At 63.4% G+C, this 16,043-nt stretch carries 14 protein-coding genes and 1 tRNA gene; 9 read left to right on the plus strand and 6 right to left on the minus strand.

Annotation, left to right across the window (positions count from 1 at the left end; translation table 11 throughout):
- Positions 1 to 226: 226 nt before the first annotated feature.
- Genes LH400_RS01810 through LH400_RS01820 form a run of 3 tightly spaced genes read left to right on the plus strand, consistent with a single transcriptional unit; the run spans position 227 to position 2,459 of the window.
- Positions 227 to 682, plus strand: coding sequence for a DUF2924 domain-containing protein (locus LH400_RS01810; protein WP_229150931.1), 456 nt, complete (start codon positions 227 to 229; stop codon positions 680 to 682).
- On the plus strand, positions 679 to 2,004 hold the full coding sequence (locus tag LH400_RS01815; RefSeq protein ID WP_229150932.1) for a recombinase family protein: 1,326 nt from the start codon (positions 679 to 681) through the stop codon (positions 2,002 to 2,004). Before LH400_RS01810 ends, LH400_RS01815 begins: the two co-directional genes overlap by 4 nt.
- A complete protein-coding gene (locus tag LH400_RS01820) occupies positions 2,001 to 2,459 on the plus strand; it encodes a hypothetical protein (RefSeq protein WP_229150933.1) in 459 nt (152 codons plus the stop codon). The genes LH400_RS01815 and LH400_RS01820 overlap by 4 nt, the downstream gene beginning before the upstream one ends.
- Before the next feature lie 7 nt (positions 2,460 to 2,466).
- Here LH400_RS01820 and LH400_RS01825 read toward each other — a convergent pair whose 3' ends face one another.
- Positions 2,467 to 3,438 carry a hypothetical protein gene (locus LH400_RS01825; protein ID WP_229150934.1) on the minus strand — a complete coding sequence of 324 codons (972 nt, stop codon included), beginning with the start codon at positions 3,436 to 3,438 and terminating at the stop codon, positions 2,467 to 2,469.
- A gap of 81 nt (positions 3,439 to 3,519) precedes the next feature.
- Here LH400_RS01825 and LH400_RS01830 point away from each other — a divergent pair, with 81 nt between their 5' ends.
- Both LH400_RS01830 and LH400_RS01835 read left to right on the plus strand, forming a co-directional pair.
- Positions 3,520 to 6,789: a site-specific DNA-methyltransferase gene (locus tag LH400_RS01830; protein WP_229150935.1), complete on the plus strand. Its 3,270-nt coding sequence runs from the start codon at positions 3,520 to 3,522 to the stop codon at positions 6,787 to 6,789.
- A 4-nt stretch (positions 6,790 to 6,793) separates the two neighbouring features.
- Entirely contained in the window at positions 6,794 to 9,598 is a 2,805-nt protein-coding gene (locus tag LH400_RS01835) for a BPTD_3080 family restriction endonuclease (RefSeq protein WP_229150936.1), read from the plus strand.
- A gap of 299 nt (positions 9,599 to 9,897) precedes the next feature.
- Here the strand turns inward: LH400_RS01835 and LH400_RS01840 are convergent.
- Positions 9,898 to 9,987 (minus strand) — tRNA-Ser (locus LH400_RS01840).
- Between the two features lie 358 nt (positions 9,988 to 10,345).
- Here LH400_RS01840 and LH400_RS01845 point away from each other — a divergent pair.
- The 4 genes from LH400_RS01845 (at position 10,346) to LH400_RS01860 (ending at position 12,507) form a co-directional block, all read left to right on the plus strand.
- A complete protein-coding gene (locus tag LH400_RS01845; protein WP_229150937.1) occupies positions 10,346 to 10,633 on the plus strand; it encodes a hypothetical protein in 288 nt (95 codons plus the stop codon).
- Between the two features lie 140 nt (positions 10,634 to 10,773).
- Positions 10,774 to 11,442 carry a peptide-methionine (S)-S-oxide reductase MsrA gene (gene msrA / locus LH400_RS01850; RefSeq protein ID WP_229150938.1) on the plus strand — a complete coding sequence of 223 codons (669 nt, stop codon included), beginning with the start codon at positions 10,774 to 10,776 and terminating at the stop codon, positions 11,440 to 11,442.
- A gap of 173 nt (positions 11,443 to 11,615) precedes the next feature.
- Positions 11,616 to 11,864 (plus strand): hypothetical protein, encoded by a 249-nt coding sequence (locus LH400_RS01855; RefSeq protein WP_229150939.1) that lies wholly within the window; start codon positions 11,616 to 11,618, stop codon positions 11,862 to 11,864.
- Positions 11,865 to 12,087: 223 nt separating this feature from the next.
- Positions 12,088 to 12,507 (plus strand): DUF4864 domain-containing protein, encoded by a 420-nt coding sequence (locus tag LH400_RS01860; protein ID WP_229150940.1) that lies wholly within the window; start codon positions 12,088 to 12,090, stop codon positions 12,505 to 12,507.
- Between the two features lie 78 nt (positions 12,508 to 12,585).
- On the opposite strand, the gene tgt is transcribed toward LH400_RS01860, so the two are convergent.
- From tgt to LH400_RS01880, 4 genes are all read right to left on the minus strand, one after another.
- A complete protein-coding gene (gene tgt / locus LH400_RS01865; RefSeq protein ID WP_229150941.1) occupies positions 12,586 to 13,719 on the minus strand; it encodes a tRNA guanosine(34) transglycosylase Tgt in 1,134 nt (377 codons plus the stop codon).
- Positions 13,720 to 13,736: 17 nt separating this feature from the next.
- Entirely contained in the window at positions 13,737 to 14,825 is a 1,089-nt protein-coding gene (gene queA, locus LH400_RS01870; RefSeq protein WP_229150942.1) for a tRNA preQ1(34) S-adenosylmethionine ribosyltransferase-isomerase QueA, read from the minus strand.
- A gap of 21 nt (positions 14,826 to 14,846) precedes the next feature.
- Positions 14,847 to 15,317, minus strand: a complete 471-nt coding sequence (locus LH400_RS01875; RefSeq protein ID WP_229150943.1) for a peptidylprolyl isomerase — start codon at positions 15,315 to 15,317, stop codon at positions 14,847 to 14,849.
- A 137-nt stretch (positions 15,318 to 15,454) separates the two neighbouring features.
- The gene (locus LH400_RS01880; protein WP_229150944.1) at positions 15,455 to 16,027 is read right to left on the minus strand and encodes a peptidylprolyl isomerase; all 573 of its coding nucleotides are present in this window, start codon (positions 16,025 to 16,027) and stop codon (positions 15,455 to 15,457) included.
- Positions 16,028 to 16,043 lie beyond the last annotated feature (16 nt).

Below are 16,043 nucleotides of genomic sequence, written 5' to 3' on the forward strand. Positions count from 1 at the left end.
GGCGATCGAAATGGAAAGCTATCGCCTTGAAACGCCCCAATCCTCTCCCGCCCGAGCTGATGACGCCCGCCGAACGCCGCACCGAATTGTGCGGCCTGCTTGCGCTCGGGCTGACTCGGCTGCGTATGCCGGAGCGGCGCGAAGTATCTGACGATACTGGAGAACGTTGCCTACACTATCCGCCCGACCAATGCCGTCATGCAACTCCAACTCACCGGAGAAATGCATGAACAAGCCCGATCCCATCCCCGGGCGCCTGGCAGCGCTCAAGACGACGCCGACGCCGGACCTCAAGAAGCAGTGGCGCGACCTGTTCGACAGCCCACCGCCGCCATTCAACCGCCGGTACCTCGAGTCCCGCCTGGCATACCGCATCCAGGAACTCGCCTATGGCGGACTGAATCAGGAGACGATCAGGCGGCTGGAGCGGCTGGGCGAGGAACTGGACGGCGGTGACAAGAAGAAACGCTGCATCCGCGCCGACCGCGATCGCCCCATTTCCGGCACGCGGCTGCTGCGCGAATGGCAGGGGGTCGAACAGATCGTCACCGTCACCGCCGACGGCTTCGAATGGCGAGGGCGGCCCTACAAGTCGCTGTCGGCCATCGCCCGCGCAATCACCGGCACGCGCTGGAACGGGTGGGTCTTCTTCGGCCTCAAGAAACACAGGGGGCGGACATGACGAAACCGCCCGAAAAATCGAAGCTCGTCCGCAAGCTGCGCTGCGCGGTCTACACCCGGAAATCCTCCGAGGAAGGGCTGGAGCAGGAGTTCAACAGCCTCCACGCTCAGCGCGAGGCCTGCGAGGCGTACATCGCCAGCCAGCGTTCCGAGGGCTGGGTGCTGGTCCGCGATCAGTATGACGACGGCGGCATCTCCGGCGGCACGCTGGAACGGCCCGGACTGAAGCGGCTGCTTGAAGACATCGAGGACGGGCTGGTGGACGTGGTGGTGGTCTACAAGATCGACCGCCTCAGCCGGTCGCTGGCGGATTTCGCCAAGCTGGTCGAAGTGTTCGACCGGAACGGCGTGACCTTCGTGTCGGTCACGCAGTCGTTCAACACGACCACCTCCATGGGTCGGCTGACCCTGAACATCCTGCTCAGCTTCGCCCAGTTCGAGCGGGAGGTGACGGCCGAGCGCATCCGCGACAAGGTCGCCGCCAGCCGCAAGAAGGGCATGTGGATGGGCGGGGTGCCGCCCTACGGCTACCGAGTCGAGAACCGGAAGCTGGTGGAGGACGAGATAGGCGCCGCGCATGTGCGCTGGATCTTCGCCCGGTTCCTCGAGATCGGATCGTGCACGGAACTGGCGAGGGAGGTCGGCACGCACGGTATCCGCACCCGGCGAGGGAACAGGATCGACAAGAAATACATCTACCGGATGCTCAGCAACCGCGCCTACATCGGCGAGGCCGTGCACAAGGGCGACAGCTATCCCGGCGAGCACGACGCGATCATCGACAGCGGGATTTGGGACAAGGTCCACGCCATCCTGCAGGAGAGCCCCCGCAAGCGCGCCGCGCGAACCCGCGCCGACACGCCCGCGCTGCTCAAGGGGCTGCTCTTCGGTCCCGACGGCGCGGCGTTTTCACCGACGCACACCCGCAAGGGCGGGCGGCTCTACCGCTACTACGTCAGCCAGACTGTGCTTAAGCACGGTGCCCGGTCATGCCCCGTGGGCCGCGTACCAGCGGGAGAGATCGAGGCCGCTGTCATCGACCAGCTGCGCGCCGTGTTCCGCCAGCCCGAGATCGTAGCGGGCACGTGGAAAGCGGCCTGCGCGCAAGACGGCGACGTCATCGAGGCCGACGCACGCGCGGCGCTACTGGAGCTTGATCCGCTGTGGAACGAACTCTTCCCCGCCGAGCAGGCGCGCATCGCCGTGTTGCTGGTCGAGCGGGTGGAAATCGGCCCAGACGGGCTCAATGTGCGACTGCGCGTCGACGGGCTAAGCGGCCTCGCGCGCGAGATGCTGACCGGAGACATGGGAGCGGCCGCATGACCCGCGGCACGCCGATCCCGGCGATCGTGACCCTCCACGTCCCGTTCCGACTCGTAAAGCGCGGCGGGCGGAAGGAGATGCACCTTCCTGACGGCGCCGCGCAGCCGCGCAAGGCAGACAACACGTTGGTCAAGGCGCTGGCCCGTGCATTCCGTTGGAAGCGAATGCTGGATTCCGGCGAGTTCACCACGGTCGCGGAGATTGCTTCGCACGAGAGTATTTCTTTTACCTACATTTCTCGCGTGCTTCGGCTCGGCCTTCTGTCGCCGGACATCGTCGAAGCGATCCTGGCAGGGCATCAGCCCGCGGAGATGGCGTTGGCCGAACTAATGGAACCGTTCCCTTTGGACTGGGTCCTCCAGCAAGCAAAATGGCCGATTGACGCTGCCACCGAAAACGTGGGGCTCGCGCCGAATGCGGTTGTCCGCGGCTTGAAAAGCAAATCTCCGGACTGACGTCTGATCAGTTCCAGACATCAACTGCGCGACTCGTGAACGCCTTCTTGGCGTCGACATCTGCCACGAATTCTGACCACAGGCTCCCTCCAAGCTTGCGCTTCGCAAAGGCACCAGCCATGGCCAGGTACGCCTTGAGCACTGCAGCCATGTCGTCGGCGAAGCCCGAAAGCATAGTCTCCGTCGCCGAACCATAGGCGAGAAAAAGGGCCTCCCGATAATTCGCCTTTCCGCGATACCGAGATGCCTGATGAACGAAGCCGATGGACTTCTTCTGCAGCCGTTCATCACGAAGCTCTCGAGCAACCCTCTTCCGGAAATCGGTCACGCCAAGAGACTTGAACTGAGGAGTTTTCATCAAATCCTCCTTCGCGCGCCACGCATACCAGGCGGCGGAGCCAGAGAGATATTCGGCAGCAGCGCCGAGTGCTTCAGTCTGAGTGGTTGGCTTCGAGACCAGCTTGCTGGTGCTACCTTGCTTGTATGCTGCGACCTCCGGCTTGTAGGTCACCTCGACTAGGCTGCTCACCCGCCAACTGAAGGGCGGTATGGCCAACCCGCGGCTGGCAATCTGTTCGTCCCACATCCGAGCCGTCCCGGCGTGATCCTCCTGGAAGGAGCCGGACTGTGCAGCGGTCATGGCGCTGGCAGCATTGGCGACACCATAGTACCAGGCAAGGATGCCGACGCGGGCGTAGTCCGACGCTCTTGATCCAGACTGGAATTGCTCGAGAGCTGAAAGGTGGTGCAGTCCCAAGAACAGCTGCTCGAGAATCGTGTTCTCCACCAATGGCGCCATACTGCGCTTCGCTTGGCGAGCGTAGAATGCATCGGCGGTGACAAAATTGATTCCGGCGTCCTCGACCAAGATCCTAAGGGCGCGCATCCAGTTCACCGTCGACGGCAGTGCAAATTGAGGGTCGGGTTTGCCGCCGGGCTCATTGATGGTGCCCTGTTTGATGATCCGGTCGTAAAGCATGAATATTCCAGCCTTCTTCAAACATGGCCGCGCACGACGGAGGATTCGGGCGTGCAAACGCAAGACTCGCGCGATAGGGTCATGGAAAACAAGCTCTTTCTGCAAGTACTGGAACACGCGCGCATGTCCGACAGCCTCAACGATCTGATCCTGTCCCTTACGCCCGAAGACGGCTCGTCGATCGGCAATGGCGCGATGATGGCCTTGTTGCGCGAGCATGTGCCAGGCATGTCCGACGAGGACTACGTGGCCGCCCGTGATGAACTGGTCGATGAAGGTATTCTCGGGCGAGGGCGCGGGCGTGGTGGATCGATCTATCGGGCCGACGTGACCGACCTGACACTGGAGATACAGGACGAGGACGAGCCGACGGAGCCCCGCGGGAAGCTCCGAAGCGCGACAAGATCAGCGGCTTCACGGAGGTCAGGCGAACCGGTGCAGGTGCTGTCCTATCGTCACGGCGAGACGCGGGTGAACAACCCCGAGGTGGGGATGGTCCACGCCGGGACGGACCCGGACGGTGTGCGCACCACATGGGCCTACGACCCGCATCTGGACCCGGTGCTGAACTTCGACTCTGCCCGCGCAGAGGTGGAAAAGCTGATCGATGACGCCCTGGCCAGCGATGATCCCCAGGCGATGAAGGACGCATTGCACGAGCTCAAGCGGCTCCAGCAGCCCTACCTCAACTGGACGGGCAAGGCTGAGCGGACGTCGTTCGACGTCGACACCGTCAGCCTGCACGTGCATGAGCGGGTGGACCCGGCGACAATCCTGGCCAACGCGGCGAAGCGGTTGAAGGGCAAGGATGCGGGCGCGCAATGGCGGCAACCCGACCTGTTCGCAGCGCCGTTCGAGAACCTGCCGCTGCGCCAGGCGCTCGACTTCTACTCCCACGAAAAGGGCTGGTCGAACCGACTGGTGTCTGGTGACAGCCTTTTGGTGATGAACTCGCTCCTGACCAAGGAGAGCATGGGCGGCAAGGTGCAGATGATCTATATCGACCCGCCCTACGGCATCAAATACGGGTCGAATTTTCAGCCCTTCACGAACAAGCGCGACGTCAAGGACCGGTCAGACGAGGATCTGACGCAGGAGCCTGAGATGATCAAGGCATTCCGCGACACTTGGGAGCTGGGTATCCATTCCTACTTGACCTACCTGCGTGACCGTCTGGTGCTGGCCAAGGACCTGCTGCACGAGAGTGGGTCCGTGTTCGTGCAGATCGGTGAAGAGAACTGTCACATAGTTAGGAATGTCCTCGACGAAATATTTGGCGTCGGTAATTTTATTTCGCAGATCATATTCACGAAGACTTCAGGGGCGACGTCGGAAAACCTCGCTGGCACCTACGACATCATTCTGTTTTACGCGAAAGATAAGGCACATCTGAAGTTCCGGCAGCCCTACAATCTGAAGGAAGTTGGCGGCATAGGGGGGTCCGCCTACAAGAAAGTCCGATTGCCCAATCTCGCAGAGCGTCCAATCAAGAAGACAGAACTCGAAAAGCCAGATTTGCTTACTGATGGTGCACGAATATTTCGTATCGACAATCTTACCAGCCAGGGGGCTGGAAGGGACAAAGGAGAAGGCGCCGCATCTTGGTTTCCAGTTAGCTTCAACGGATTCGAATTGCGCCCCTCAGACAAGGTGCGTTGGAAAACAAATGAAGATGGAATGAGCCGGCTCTTCAAGGCGGGGCGGCTCAGCGCAACAACGACAGGACTATACTACGTCCGATATTTCGATGACTTCGCAGCTTTTCAAGAAGACAACATGTGGACCGACACCGGCATAGCCGGTTTCGCTTCAGAGAAACGGTACGTGGTCGAGACCTCAGAAAAAGTTGTCGAACGGTGCATGATCATGGCCACCGACCCGGGAGACCTCGTATTCGATCCAACCTGCGGATCCGGGACAACCGCGGCGGTGGCGGAGAAGTGGGGCCGGCGCTGGATCACGTGCGATACTTCGCGCGTCGCCGTCACCTTGGCCAAACAGCGCCTAATGACTGCAAGCTTCGACTATTATGCCCTGCGCTACCCGCATGAGGGGCTGAAGGGCGGGTTCGACTACGAGACGGTGCCGCACGTTATGTTGAAATCGATCGTCACCAACCCCGACATCGACACAATTTACGAGGAGTACCATCCCAAAATTGTGGAGGCGCTGACATCAGTCAACGCGGCCTTGACAGCCGCGCCGCCGAAGCCCTTCAGGCCTTTGCTCGGCGTTCGCAAAGGTAAGCAGGTGGACTTCGCCAAGAACGATACCATGCACGAATGGGAGGTTCCCTTCGACTGGCCGGATGAGTGGGCAGAGGCTGCTCGCGGACCATTTGAAACATTCCACTCCGCCCGTCAGGCGATGCAGCGCCGCTTGGACCAGTCCATCGCCGATCATGCCGATCAGGAAACGCTCTACGACAAGCCTCGCATCGACCGGAACCGCCTGCGCATCACCGGGCCTTTCTCGGTCGAAGCGGTACCAGCACCGACTGTCCTGTCGTTCGATGACAGCCTTCCGCCTATTGAGGCGGACGACAGCATTGCCCGCACGGGTGAGACCTCGCGCCAGTCGCTTTGGCGCGACGAGCTTCTGAAGACCGGCGTCCGGGCCAAGGGCGGCGCGATGCTGCGCTTTGCCGAATTCGAAACGCTGCCGGGCCTGCGTCACCTCCATGCCAGCGGATCGCTGGCCGACACCGGCGAGCGGGTCATCGTCAGCTTCGGGCCCGAGCACGCAGCCCTCGAACAGCGCCAGGTGGAGCTGGCCCTTACCGAGGCCGAAACCCTGCGTCCCGCGCCGAAGTTCATCCTGTTCTGCGCCTTCACCTTCGATCCCGAGGCCGCCAAGGACATCGACGAGGTCAACTGGCCCGGCGTCACACTGCTGAAGGCGCAGATGAACACCGACCTTCTGACCGAGGATCTAAAAAAGGCGCGCTCGTCGAACCAGTCCTTCTGGCTGATGGGTCAGCCCGATGTGGAGCTGCGCAAACGCAAGGACGGGATGTGGGAGGTCGAGGTCAACGGCTTCGATTACTTCGATCCAAAGGCGGGCGATCTGGTGTCGGGCGGCAAGAAGCAGATCGCCATGTGGTCGCTGGACGCCGATTACGACCAGCGCTCCCTGATGCCCCATCAGGTGTTCTTTCCGATGGCGGACGCCAAGGGCGGATGGAACCGGCTGAAGGCGACCGTCCGATCTGAACTGGACGAGGATCTGCTGGAGCAGTTCCATGGCACCGTGTCGCTGCCTTTCGCAGCAGGTGACAATCGGCGGATCGCGGTGAAGATCGTCGATGATCGCGGGATCGAGTCCCTCAAGATCATGCCGCTCGAGGGCTGAACCCATGTCCCTCATCATCAACACGCCATTCGTCTGCCCGGCTCAGCACTGGATCGAGGACAAGGGTGGCAAGCTTGAAATCAAGCCCGAGCGCCGCCCGGCGAGCTACGAGGTCTTCGACGCCCGCAACAATACAAAGCGGACGGAGGTATTGGACCTCGTGAATACCATCCGCATCCGCGTCGACGCCTGGCGCGATGCGGGCTGGCCCGGCGTGACCATCGTCACCCGAAAGCTGCTGGAACACTGGCACGACCGCGAGGCGCGACAGCACCCGTTCTATTTCTGCCAGTTGGAGGCGATCGAAACCTTGATCTGGTGGGTCGAGGGCGCGGAGGCATTCAAGCAGGGCATCGCGATCCCCGGCGACGGCGGCACATGGGAACGCCTCTGCAACAAGATGGCGACCGGTGCCGGCAAGACCACGGTGATGGCGATGATCATCACCTGGCAGGTCCTGAACGCGCTGACCTATCCGAAGCGAAATAAGAATTTCAGCCGCTCCGTGTTCATCGTGGCGCCCGGCCTGACCGTTAAGGAGAGACTGCAGGTCCTGCTGCCGAGCGAGGGTTCCTATTACGACGAGTTCAACCTCTGTCCGTCCGAGGCGCTGCGCCAGAAGCTGAACCAGGCCGAGGTGCTGATCGAGAACTGGCACACGCTGATGCCGCTGAAGGAGCAGGAACGCTCGGTCGTGAAGAAGGGCCGGGAGTCGGACGAGGCCTTCACGCGGCGGGTGCTGGGCAAGCTGGCGGCGCACAAGGACATCATCGTCATCAACGACGAGGCGCACCATGCATATCGCAAGCCACCCGAGGTGAAGATCAGCAAGAAGGTGGCCGCTGAGCAGGGGATTGACCTCGACGAGGCCACCCGCTGGATCGAGGGACTCGATCGAATCCACAAGACGCGTCGCATCCAGCGCTGCTTCGACCTTTCAGCGACGCCGTTTGCGCCGACCGGCAAGAAGAGCACGGACACGGCGCTATTCGACTGGATCATCTCGGATTTCGGGCTGAACGACGCGATCGAGGCCGGGCTGGTAAAGACGCCGCGCGTCGTGGTGCGCGACGATGCCTTGCCCGACGCGAGGACGCTGCGGTCGAAGCTCTATCACATCTATCGCGATCCTTCGGTCTCCGAGGATCTGAACAGGGCGAAGGCCGAACCGCACGAGGCATTGCCGAAGCTGGTGCAGGACGCCTACACGCTTCTCGGCGCCGACTGGCGCGAAACACAGAGGCAGTGGCGAGATGCAGGTCACCATTCCCCGCCGGTGATGCTGACGGTCTGCAACCGCACCGAGACGGCCGCGCGGGTCGAGCACTATTTCAACCAGGGTGACTCGCACTGGCCGGAGCTTCATGCGCCGAACAGGACGTTGCGTGTCGACTCCAAGGTGCTGGAGAAGGCGGAAATCGGCGAAGCCGCAACGTCCGACAAAGATTACGAGAACAGGCTGAAGGAAATCATCGAGGCTGCAAACCTGCCGGAGACACGAAAGCAGCAGCTCCAGGGGATGAAGAAGGAGGAACTGCTGCGGGAAATCGTCGACAATGTCGGCAAGCGCGGTGCTGCTGGCCAAGATCTGCAGAACGTCATCTCCGTAGCGATGCTGTCCGAAGGCTGGGACGCGAAGAATGTAACCCACATCATGGGCTTGCGCGCGTTCACCTCGCAACTTTTGTGCGAGCAGGTCGTCGGTCGCGGTCTTCGCAGGGTCTCTTACGATACGGATGAGAACGGGCTGTTCCTGCCGGAGTATGTGAACGTCTTCGGGGTCCCGTTGTCCATCTCGGAAACCGGCGAAGGTGGCGACCCGCCTCCGCCCCCCAGACCGACCACCCAGATCGAGGTCATTCCTGATCGGGCACACCTTGAGATCAAGTGGCCCAATGTCTTGCGCGTCGAGACCGTGGTGAAGCCGCAGCTGACCATGGCGTGGGACAAGGTGCCTGCACTTGAGCTCGACCCGGCCTCGACCCCCATAAGTGCTGAACTGGCCCCCGCCTTGGGAGGGGCCACAGACATGGGCAAGGTGACCGCGATCGATCTCGAGCGCCTTCCGGACGGATTCCGCCTGCAGAGACTTGTCTTTCAGGCTGCCAGAAAGGGCTTCGCCCAACTGCGGCACAGCTTCTCCGGAACTGAGGAGTACCTCGCGGCTCAGCTGGTGCGCATAGTCGAGACCTTTCTGAATTCGAAGCTTCTCGACATTCCGTCACTCTTCCACTCGGACCCTTTGCGACGCCGGATCCTGATCGCCTTGAACATCGATCTCGTCGTCCAGCACGTCATGCGTCATGTGAGCGAGCAGAATACTGAGCGCCTCACTCCGGTCTTTGATGAAGAGAACCCGATCGGCGCCACCGGTCAGATGCGGACCTGGTATACGACCAAGCCCTGCTTCCCGGCCATCAAGTCGCACATCAGCCACCTCGTCGGCGACTCGTCGTGGGAGGGACACGCGGCGAATGTGTTCGAGGGCCGGGACGACGTAGTCGCCTATGCGAAGAACGATCACCTCGGCTTCCAGATTCAGTATATGTGGGCCGGTTCACGTCGCCGATATGTGCCCGATTTCCTTGTCCGGCTGTCCAGCGGCAAGATGCTTGCTCTTGAAATCAAGGGAACCGACAGCCCCCAGAACAAGGCCAAGCGGGATGCGCTGAACGAATGGGTAAAGGCGATCAATGGTACCGGAGGGTTTGGAGAGTGGGACTGGGATGTCGCGTTCAGGCCGAGTGACGTGCAGGACATCGTTACGAAGCGCTCGAGCGTCCCCGCGGCAGAACCGGTAGCTCAATGAACTCAGCCGCTTCGATGAGCACGCCAACTCTGCTGTTTCCGATGTCAGGGTCGGGCGCCCTGCGGTCGATCTTGCGAACTGTGTTTCTCGATCTTTCGCAGAAGCGGTGAAATAACAGATGCTTACGGCTCTGCACCGACTTGCCCGTAGTCAAGAGCCTCGGAGAAAACGGCCCCTTAGAGAACGCCTTCCGACAGATATGCGCTGAGACCGGTGGAGAGCCAGCCCCGCATAACCCTCGAATACAACGGGAAAATCCTGCCGCAGCCGGATCGGGAGAACGCTTTCGCGAGGGCAAGTGGCGGTGAGAGAGGGATTCGAACCCTCGATACGGTTTCCCGTATACACGCGTTCCAGGCGTGCGCCTTCAACCACTCGGCCACCTCACCGCAGGTTCGAGCCAAAATCCAGGCGGTTGCTCCCGGACATTCCGCAGACGCGGCTGCAAATCACGATGCCAGCGCCTTGGCCGGCAGAATCGGCACCGCGGCACCGGTGTGGTTCGCACTCGAACGGCGCGGGACTTAAGCCAGATCGGCGAAGGGTTCAAGCGCCGATTTGCCCTGGAAGTGTGCTCGTCGGCGCTTCCGCATAAAAACCGGGTGCGCTAGAAACCGCCGCTGGCAGCCGCCGCGTCCATATCCGGCGGTCGGGCCTCCCGCGGGGCCCCATGCGTTTGCCATCCCGGCGCGCGGACGGCAGCCTCCGCACCGACCGCGCGGCAGACCGGATAATGGAGAATGACCGATGCGTTTCCTTCTGCGCCTGATCGGACTGATATTCCTGGCGACGGGCGTCGTCTTCGCCGTCGGCGACATCGCCCGCTCGATCGCCAACGAATCGACCCGGCTGATGACGATCAGCGAGGCGGCGAGTGCGATCAACCTGACCTTGGAGCAGACGACAGCCGTCGGCAGCCAGACGATCGCCGTCGCGATGAACTGGTCGATCGCCGTGTGCTGCGGCGTGGTCGGCATCGTCCTTCTTCTCCTCGGCCGCCAGCCGGCGTCGCGCCGGCGGCGCCGCGCGATCTGACGCGGCGGGCTTGAACGGGCTCGCGCGGCGACCGACATTGGCGCATGAACGGGCGCCCTGCCCCGGCGAACGGGCCAGCCCCGAAGAGGCGGCCGCCGAGCGGGCATGGCGGCCCGAAATCCCGGCGAAGGACAGGCGCGATGTATATCCTCGACATGTTTTCCAAGAAGATGAAGCTGCCGGGGCCCGGCGAGGCTCTTCCCGGCCGGTTCGAGCCGATCCCCACGGCCGAAACCCACTTCATCAGCGGCCGGCCGTTGAAGGGTCCCTTCCCCGAGGGCGTTAAGACGGCGATGTTCGGCATGGGCTGCTTCTGGGGCGTCGAGCGCAAGTTCTGGCAGACCGAAGGCGTCCATGTCACCGCGGTCGGCTATTCCGCCGGCACCACGGCGAACCCGACCTATCAGGAGGTCTGCACCGGCCAGACCGGGCAGAACGAGGTGGTGCTCGTCGTCTACGATCCGGCAGTTGTCTCCTATGACGATCTCCTCAAGCTCTTCTGGGAGGGCCACGACCCGACGCAGGGCATGCGTCAGGGCAACGACATGGGCACGCAATACCGTTCGGGCATCTACACCTTCTCCGAGGAGCAGGCCGAAGCCGCGCGCGCTTCGAAGGAGCGCTATCAGGCAGCGCTCGCCAAGGCCGGCCACAAGGGGACGATCACCACAGAGATCCAGCCCGCGAGCGAGTTCTACTACGCCGAAGACTACCACCAGCAATATCTCGCCAAGAATCCCGGCGGCTATTGCGGCGTCGGCGGCACCGGCGTCTCCTGCCCGGTCGGAATCGCAGCCGTTTCGGCCTGACCGGCATCGCCGACTCGGCGAAGGGGTTTCCGCCCTCCGCCTTCGGCACGCCCTTCTGCGATCGGCGCTGTAATGCGGGGCCTCGCTCCGACTCCTATTCGGTCGGAGCGAAACATTCCGGCGGTCTTTGCCGTTGTCTTGGCTCAATGACGCCTCATCTAGCCATTATGCCCATGCGACAGACAATCGAACCCCATGCGCCGGTCTCCACCGAGACGGCCATCCGCAATGCCGTCGACTGCGCTGATGCGCTGACGCGGGCGCTCCGCGAGGCCGCCAGACTCGGCATCCGCCTCCACGTAAAGGTCGAGACCGAGGAGGCCGAAAGCGGCCAGCCCTCCTGCAGCCGCGTCCTCGTCGGGACACCCCAGCATGACGAAGGACGGCGGCCCGAGGATCTGAACTCCTCGAACGACGGCTGAGCGCGACGCAGAGGCCTTCTCGGCAGTGGCGTCCGCTTGTTGGACGCCTCACCGCTGCCCCCTGCCCTACAGGAGTGATCGGACAGCAGGGCCGGCCATTTTGCCCCCTGAGTCAAATGATACGGTCTTCCGAACGGCGGATAACGCGGATTTGACCGAAAGGCATGCTTCCCTCGGCGCCGTCCCTTCGAACCTTCCTGATGATCGGAAGGAGATTGCGACGATGACCAGACAGATCTTTCTCGCCTGCCTCAGCCTGTTTGCGGCTCTCGCCTTCGCCGCGCCGGCCGCTGCGGACGACGCCTCGGACATCCGCTCGGTGATTTCGCGCCAGCTCGACGCGTTCCGGTCGGACGACGCGCCGGCCGCCTATTCTCATGCTGCGCCGAACATTCAGGCGATGTTCCCCACGCCGCAGGTCTTCATGGGTATGGTGCAGTCGGCCTACGATCCCGTCTACCGGCCGAACAGCGTCGTCTTCGGCGCACTGAAGGCGGATGGAACGGGCTTTCGCCAGGAGGTCCACCTCACAGACCGCAAGGGCCAGAGCTGGATTGCGAGCTATACGCTCGAGCGCGAGCCGGATGGGACGATGAAGATCACCAGCTGCACGCTGCGCAAGGGCGACGACCTCGCCGCCTGATACCGAGACCTGCCGCTTGGCTGTCGCCTTGCTGAAGACAATTGTTCTGAGATCCGACCGCGCCGCCTGACCGGAATGTCAGACCCGCGGCGGCAGATCGCCCCTGGCCCAGCCGGCCGACGTCTCTTCTGAAAATTCGCCGAAGCGCCCGGCCTCGATCGCCGCGCGAATTCCTCCCATCAACTGCTGGTAGTAGGCGAGATTGTTCCAGGTGAGCAGCATGCCGCCCAGCGCCTCGTCGGAACGCACGAGATGATGGAGATAGGCGCGCGAATAGTCGCGACTCGCCGGGCAATCGGAGGTCTCGTCGAGAGGCCTCGGGTCCTCCGCGTGGCGGGCGTTCTTCAGGTTCACCTTGCCGAAGCGCGTATAGGCAAGGCCGTGCCGGCCGGCTCGCGTCGGCATCACGCAGTCGAACATGTCGATGCCGCGGGCGACGGACTTCAGGATGTCATCGGGCGTCCCGACCCCCATCAGGTAGCGCGGCTTGCTCTCCGGCAGCACTGGCACCGTCTCCTCCAGCGTCGACAGCATCACCGTCTGCGGCTCGCCCACCGCGAGCCCGCCGACGGCATAGCCCTTCAGCCCCATCGCGGCGAGGCCTCGTGCCGAGCGGATCCGCAGGTCCGTCTCCGTCCCGCCCTGGACGATGCCGAACATCGCCTTGCCGGGCTGGTCCCCGAAGGCGGCCTGGCACCGCTCGGCCCAGCGCAGCGACATCTCCATCGCCCGCTCGATCTCGGCGCGCTCCGCCGGCAGGCGGATGCATTCGTCGAGCTGCATCTGGATGTCGGAGTCGAGAAGCCCCTGAATCTCGATCGAGCGCTCCGGCGTCAGCGAGTGCTCCGAGCCGTCGACATGCGAGCGGAAGGTGACCCCCTTTTCGTCGAGCTTTCGAAGCGCGGCGAGCGACATCACCTGGAAGCCGCCGGAATCGGTCAGGATCGGATGCGGCCAGCGCGCGAATTCATGCAGTCCACCGAGCCTCGCCACGCGCTCGGCGCCCGGCCGCAGCATCAGATGGTAGACATTGCCGAGGATGATGTCGGAGCCGAGGTCGCGCACCTGGTCGAGATACATCGCCTTGACCGTTCCAGCGGTGCCGACGGGCATGAAGGCCGGCGTGCGCACATTGCCGCGCGGCATCGAAATCTCGCCGCGCCGCGCCTTGCCGTCGGTGGCGAGACGCGTGAAGGTGAAGTCTTCGCTCATCGTCGGCCCAGCCCTCTTCAAACCCGATCCAGAAGGCAGGCGTCGCCATAGGAATAGAAGCGGTAGCCCGAGCGGATCGCGTGGTCATAGGCCGCGCGCATCGTCTCCAGGCCCGACAGGGCCGAGACCAGCATGAACAGCGTCGAGCGCGGCAGGTGGAAATTGGTCATCAGCCGGTCGACGGCTCGAAAGCGGTAGCCGGGCGTTATGAAGATGTCGGTCGGCCCGGAAAAGGGACGGATCGTCCCGTCCGCATCGGCGGCGCTCTCCAGGAGCCGGAGCGCGGTCGTGCCCACGGCGACGAGCCGCCTGCCGGCGCGCCGCGCCGCATTCAGCCGATCCGCCGTCTCGGCGTCGATATGGCCGATCTCGGCATGCATCCTGTGCTCTGCCGTATCCTCCGCCTTGACCGGAAGGAACGTGCCCGCCCCCACGTGAAGCGTCAGATATTCCGCCATGACGCCGCGCTCCGCCAGCCGCGCCATCAGTTCGGGCGTAAAGTGAAGGCCGGCCGTGGGCGCGGCGACCGCGCCTGGCTCCTTCGCATAGATGGTCTGGTAGTCGGCGCGATCTTGGTCGTCGTCCGGCCGCTTGGAGGCGATATAAGGCGGCAGCGGCACATGACCCATGGCGGTGATCGCCTCGTCGAGGGCCGGACCCGACAGCTCGAAGCGCAAAGTCGCCTCACCGCCTTCGCCGCGCTCCTCGACGACCGCATCCAGCGAGCCGAGGAGGCAGGCGCCGGCCTCCTCCCTGCCGAAGGCGATGCGGTCGCCGGGCTTCACCCGCTTGCCCGGCCGCACGAAGGCCGCCCAGCGGTCCGGCGCGAGCCGCATGTGCAGCGTCGCCTCGATCTGCGCGACCCCCTGCCCCGGCACGGCGTCGGTGCGCCGACGCAGGCCCGTGAGCTGCGCCGGGATCACCCGCGTGTCATTGAAGACGAGGATGTCGCCGGGATCGACGAGATCGGGCAGATCGCCGACCGTCCGATCCGTCAGGCTGCCGTCAGCCGCAACGCGGAGCAGCCGCGCGCTTTCCCGCGGCACGGCCGGCCGAAGCGCGATCCGCTCCTCCGGCAGGTCGAAGTCGAAGAGATCGACGCGCATCGTTCGACAGGCGATATCGGCCTAGAGGTCGGCGGCGACCCGCATGGTCGTGATCTGGTCGGGATCGCGCACCGGCTCGCCGCGCTTGATCTTGTCGATATTATCCATGCCCTCGATGACCTCGCCCCACACAGAGTACTGGCGATCGAGCCAGGGCGCCCGGTCGAAGCAGATGTAGAACTGCGAATTCGCCGAGTCCGGGTTCTGGGTCCGTGCTGCCGAAACGGTGCCGCGCTTGTGCGGCTCGGCGGAGAACTCGGCCTTCAGGTCCGGCTTGTCGGAGCCGCCGGCGCCCGTGCCGGTCGGATCACCGGTCTGCGCCATGAAGCCTTCGATGACGCGATGGAAGACGACGCCGTCATAGAAGCCCTCGCGCGCGAGTTCCTTGACCCGGGCGACATGGTTCGGAGCCAGATCGGGGCGAAGCTTGATCACCACCTTGCCCTTGGTGGTTTCCAGGACCAGGACGTTTTCCGGATTGTCGTATGCCATCAGGGCCTCCATAGCGTCTTCATTAAAAAGCGAAACGGTCCGGATTGTGCCCGGACCGCTCACGAACATGGTGTCTCTTTGGGCGGATTCGACCGTCGGCACAAGCGCCCCGGTCGAATGGGTCGCAAAGAGCGCGCTTACTTCTTGTCGGCTGCGACGCGGACCTTGAGCATCTTGTCCGGGTTCTCCACCGACCCGTTCTCGGACGGATCGCCCTTCTTGATCTTGTCGACGACGTCCATGCCGGACGACACCTCGCCGACGACCGTGTACTGGCCGTTCAGGAAGTCGCCGTCGTCCAGCATGATGAAGAACTGCGAATTGGCCGAGTTCGGATCCTGCGCTCGCGCCATGCCGACGGTCCCGCGCTTGAACGACTCGTCGGAGAATTCGGCCTTCAGGTCGGGCTTCTTCGAGCCGCCCATTCCGGTGCCCGTCGGATCGCCGGTCTGCGCCATGAAGCCTTCGATGACGCGGTGGAACACGACGCCGTCATAGAAGCCTTCCCGCGCGAGCTCCTTGATCCGGGCGACGTGGTTCGGCGCCAGGTCGGGGCGCAGGCGGATGTCGATGTCGCCGTATTTGGTGGTGATGACGAGCGTGTTCTCCGCGTCGTCCTTGGCCGGACCCGCCGCCTGTGCGGCCGAGGTTCCGGCGAGAATGGAGAAGGCGAGCGCAGCCGCCAGGCCGATCGTGGCAAGAAACTTCATGTGTCGGTGACCCCCG

It is taken from the genome of Jiella soli (assembly GCF_020615385.1).
Classification (GTDB): Bacteria; Pseudomonadota; Alphaproteobacteria; order Rhizobiales; family Rhizobiaceae; genus VKMB-3413.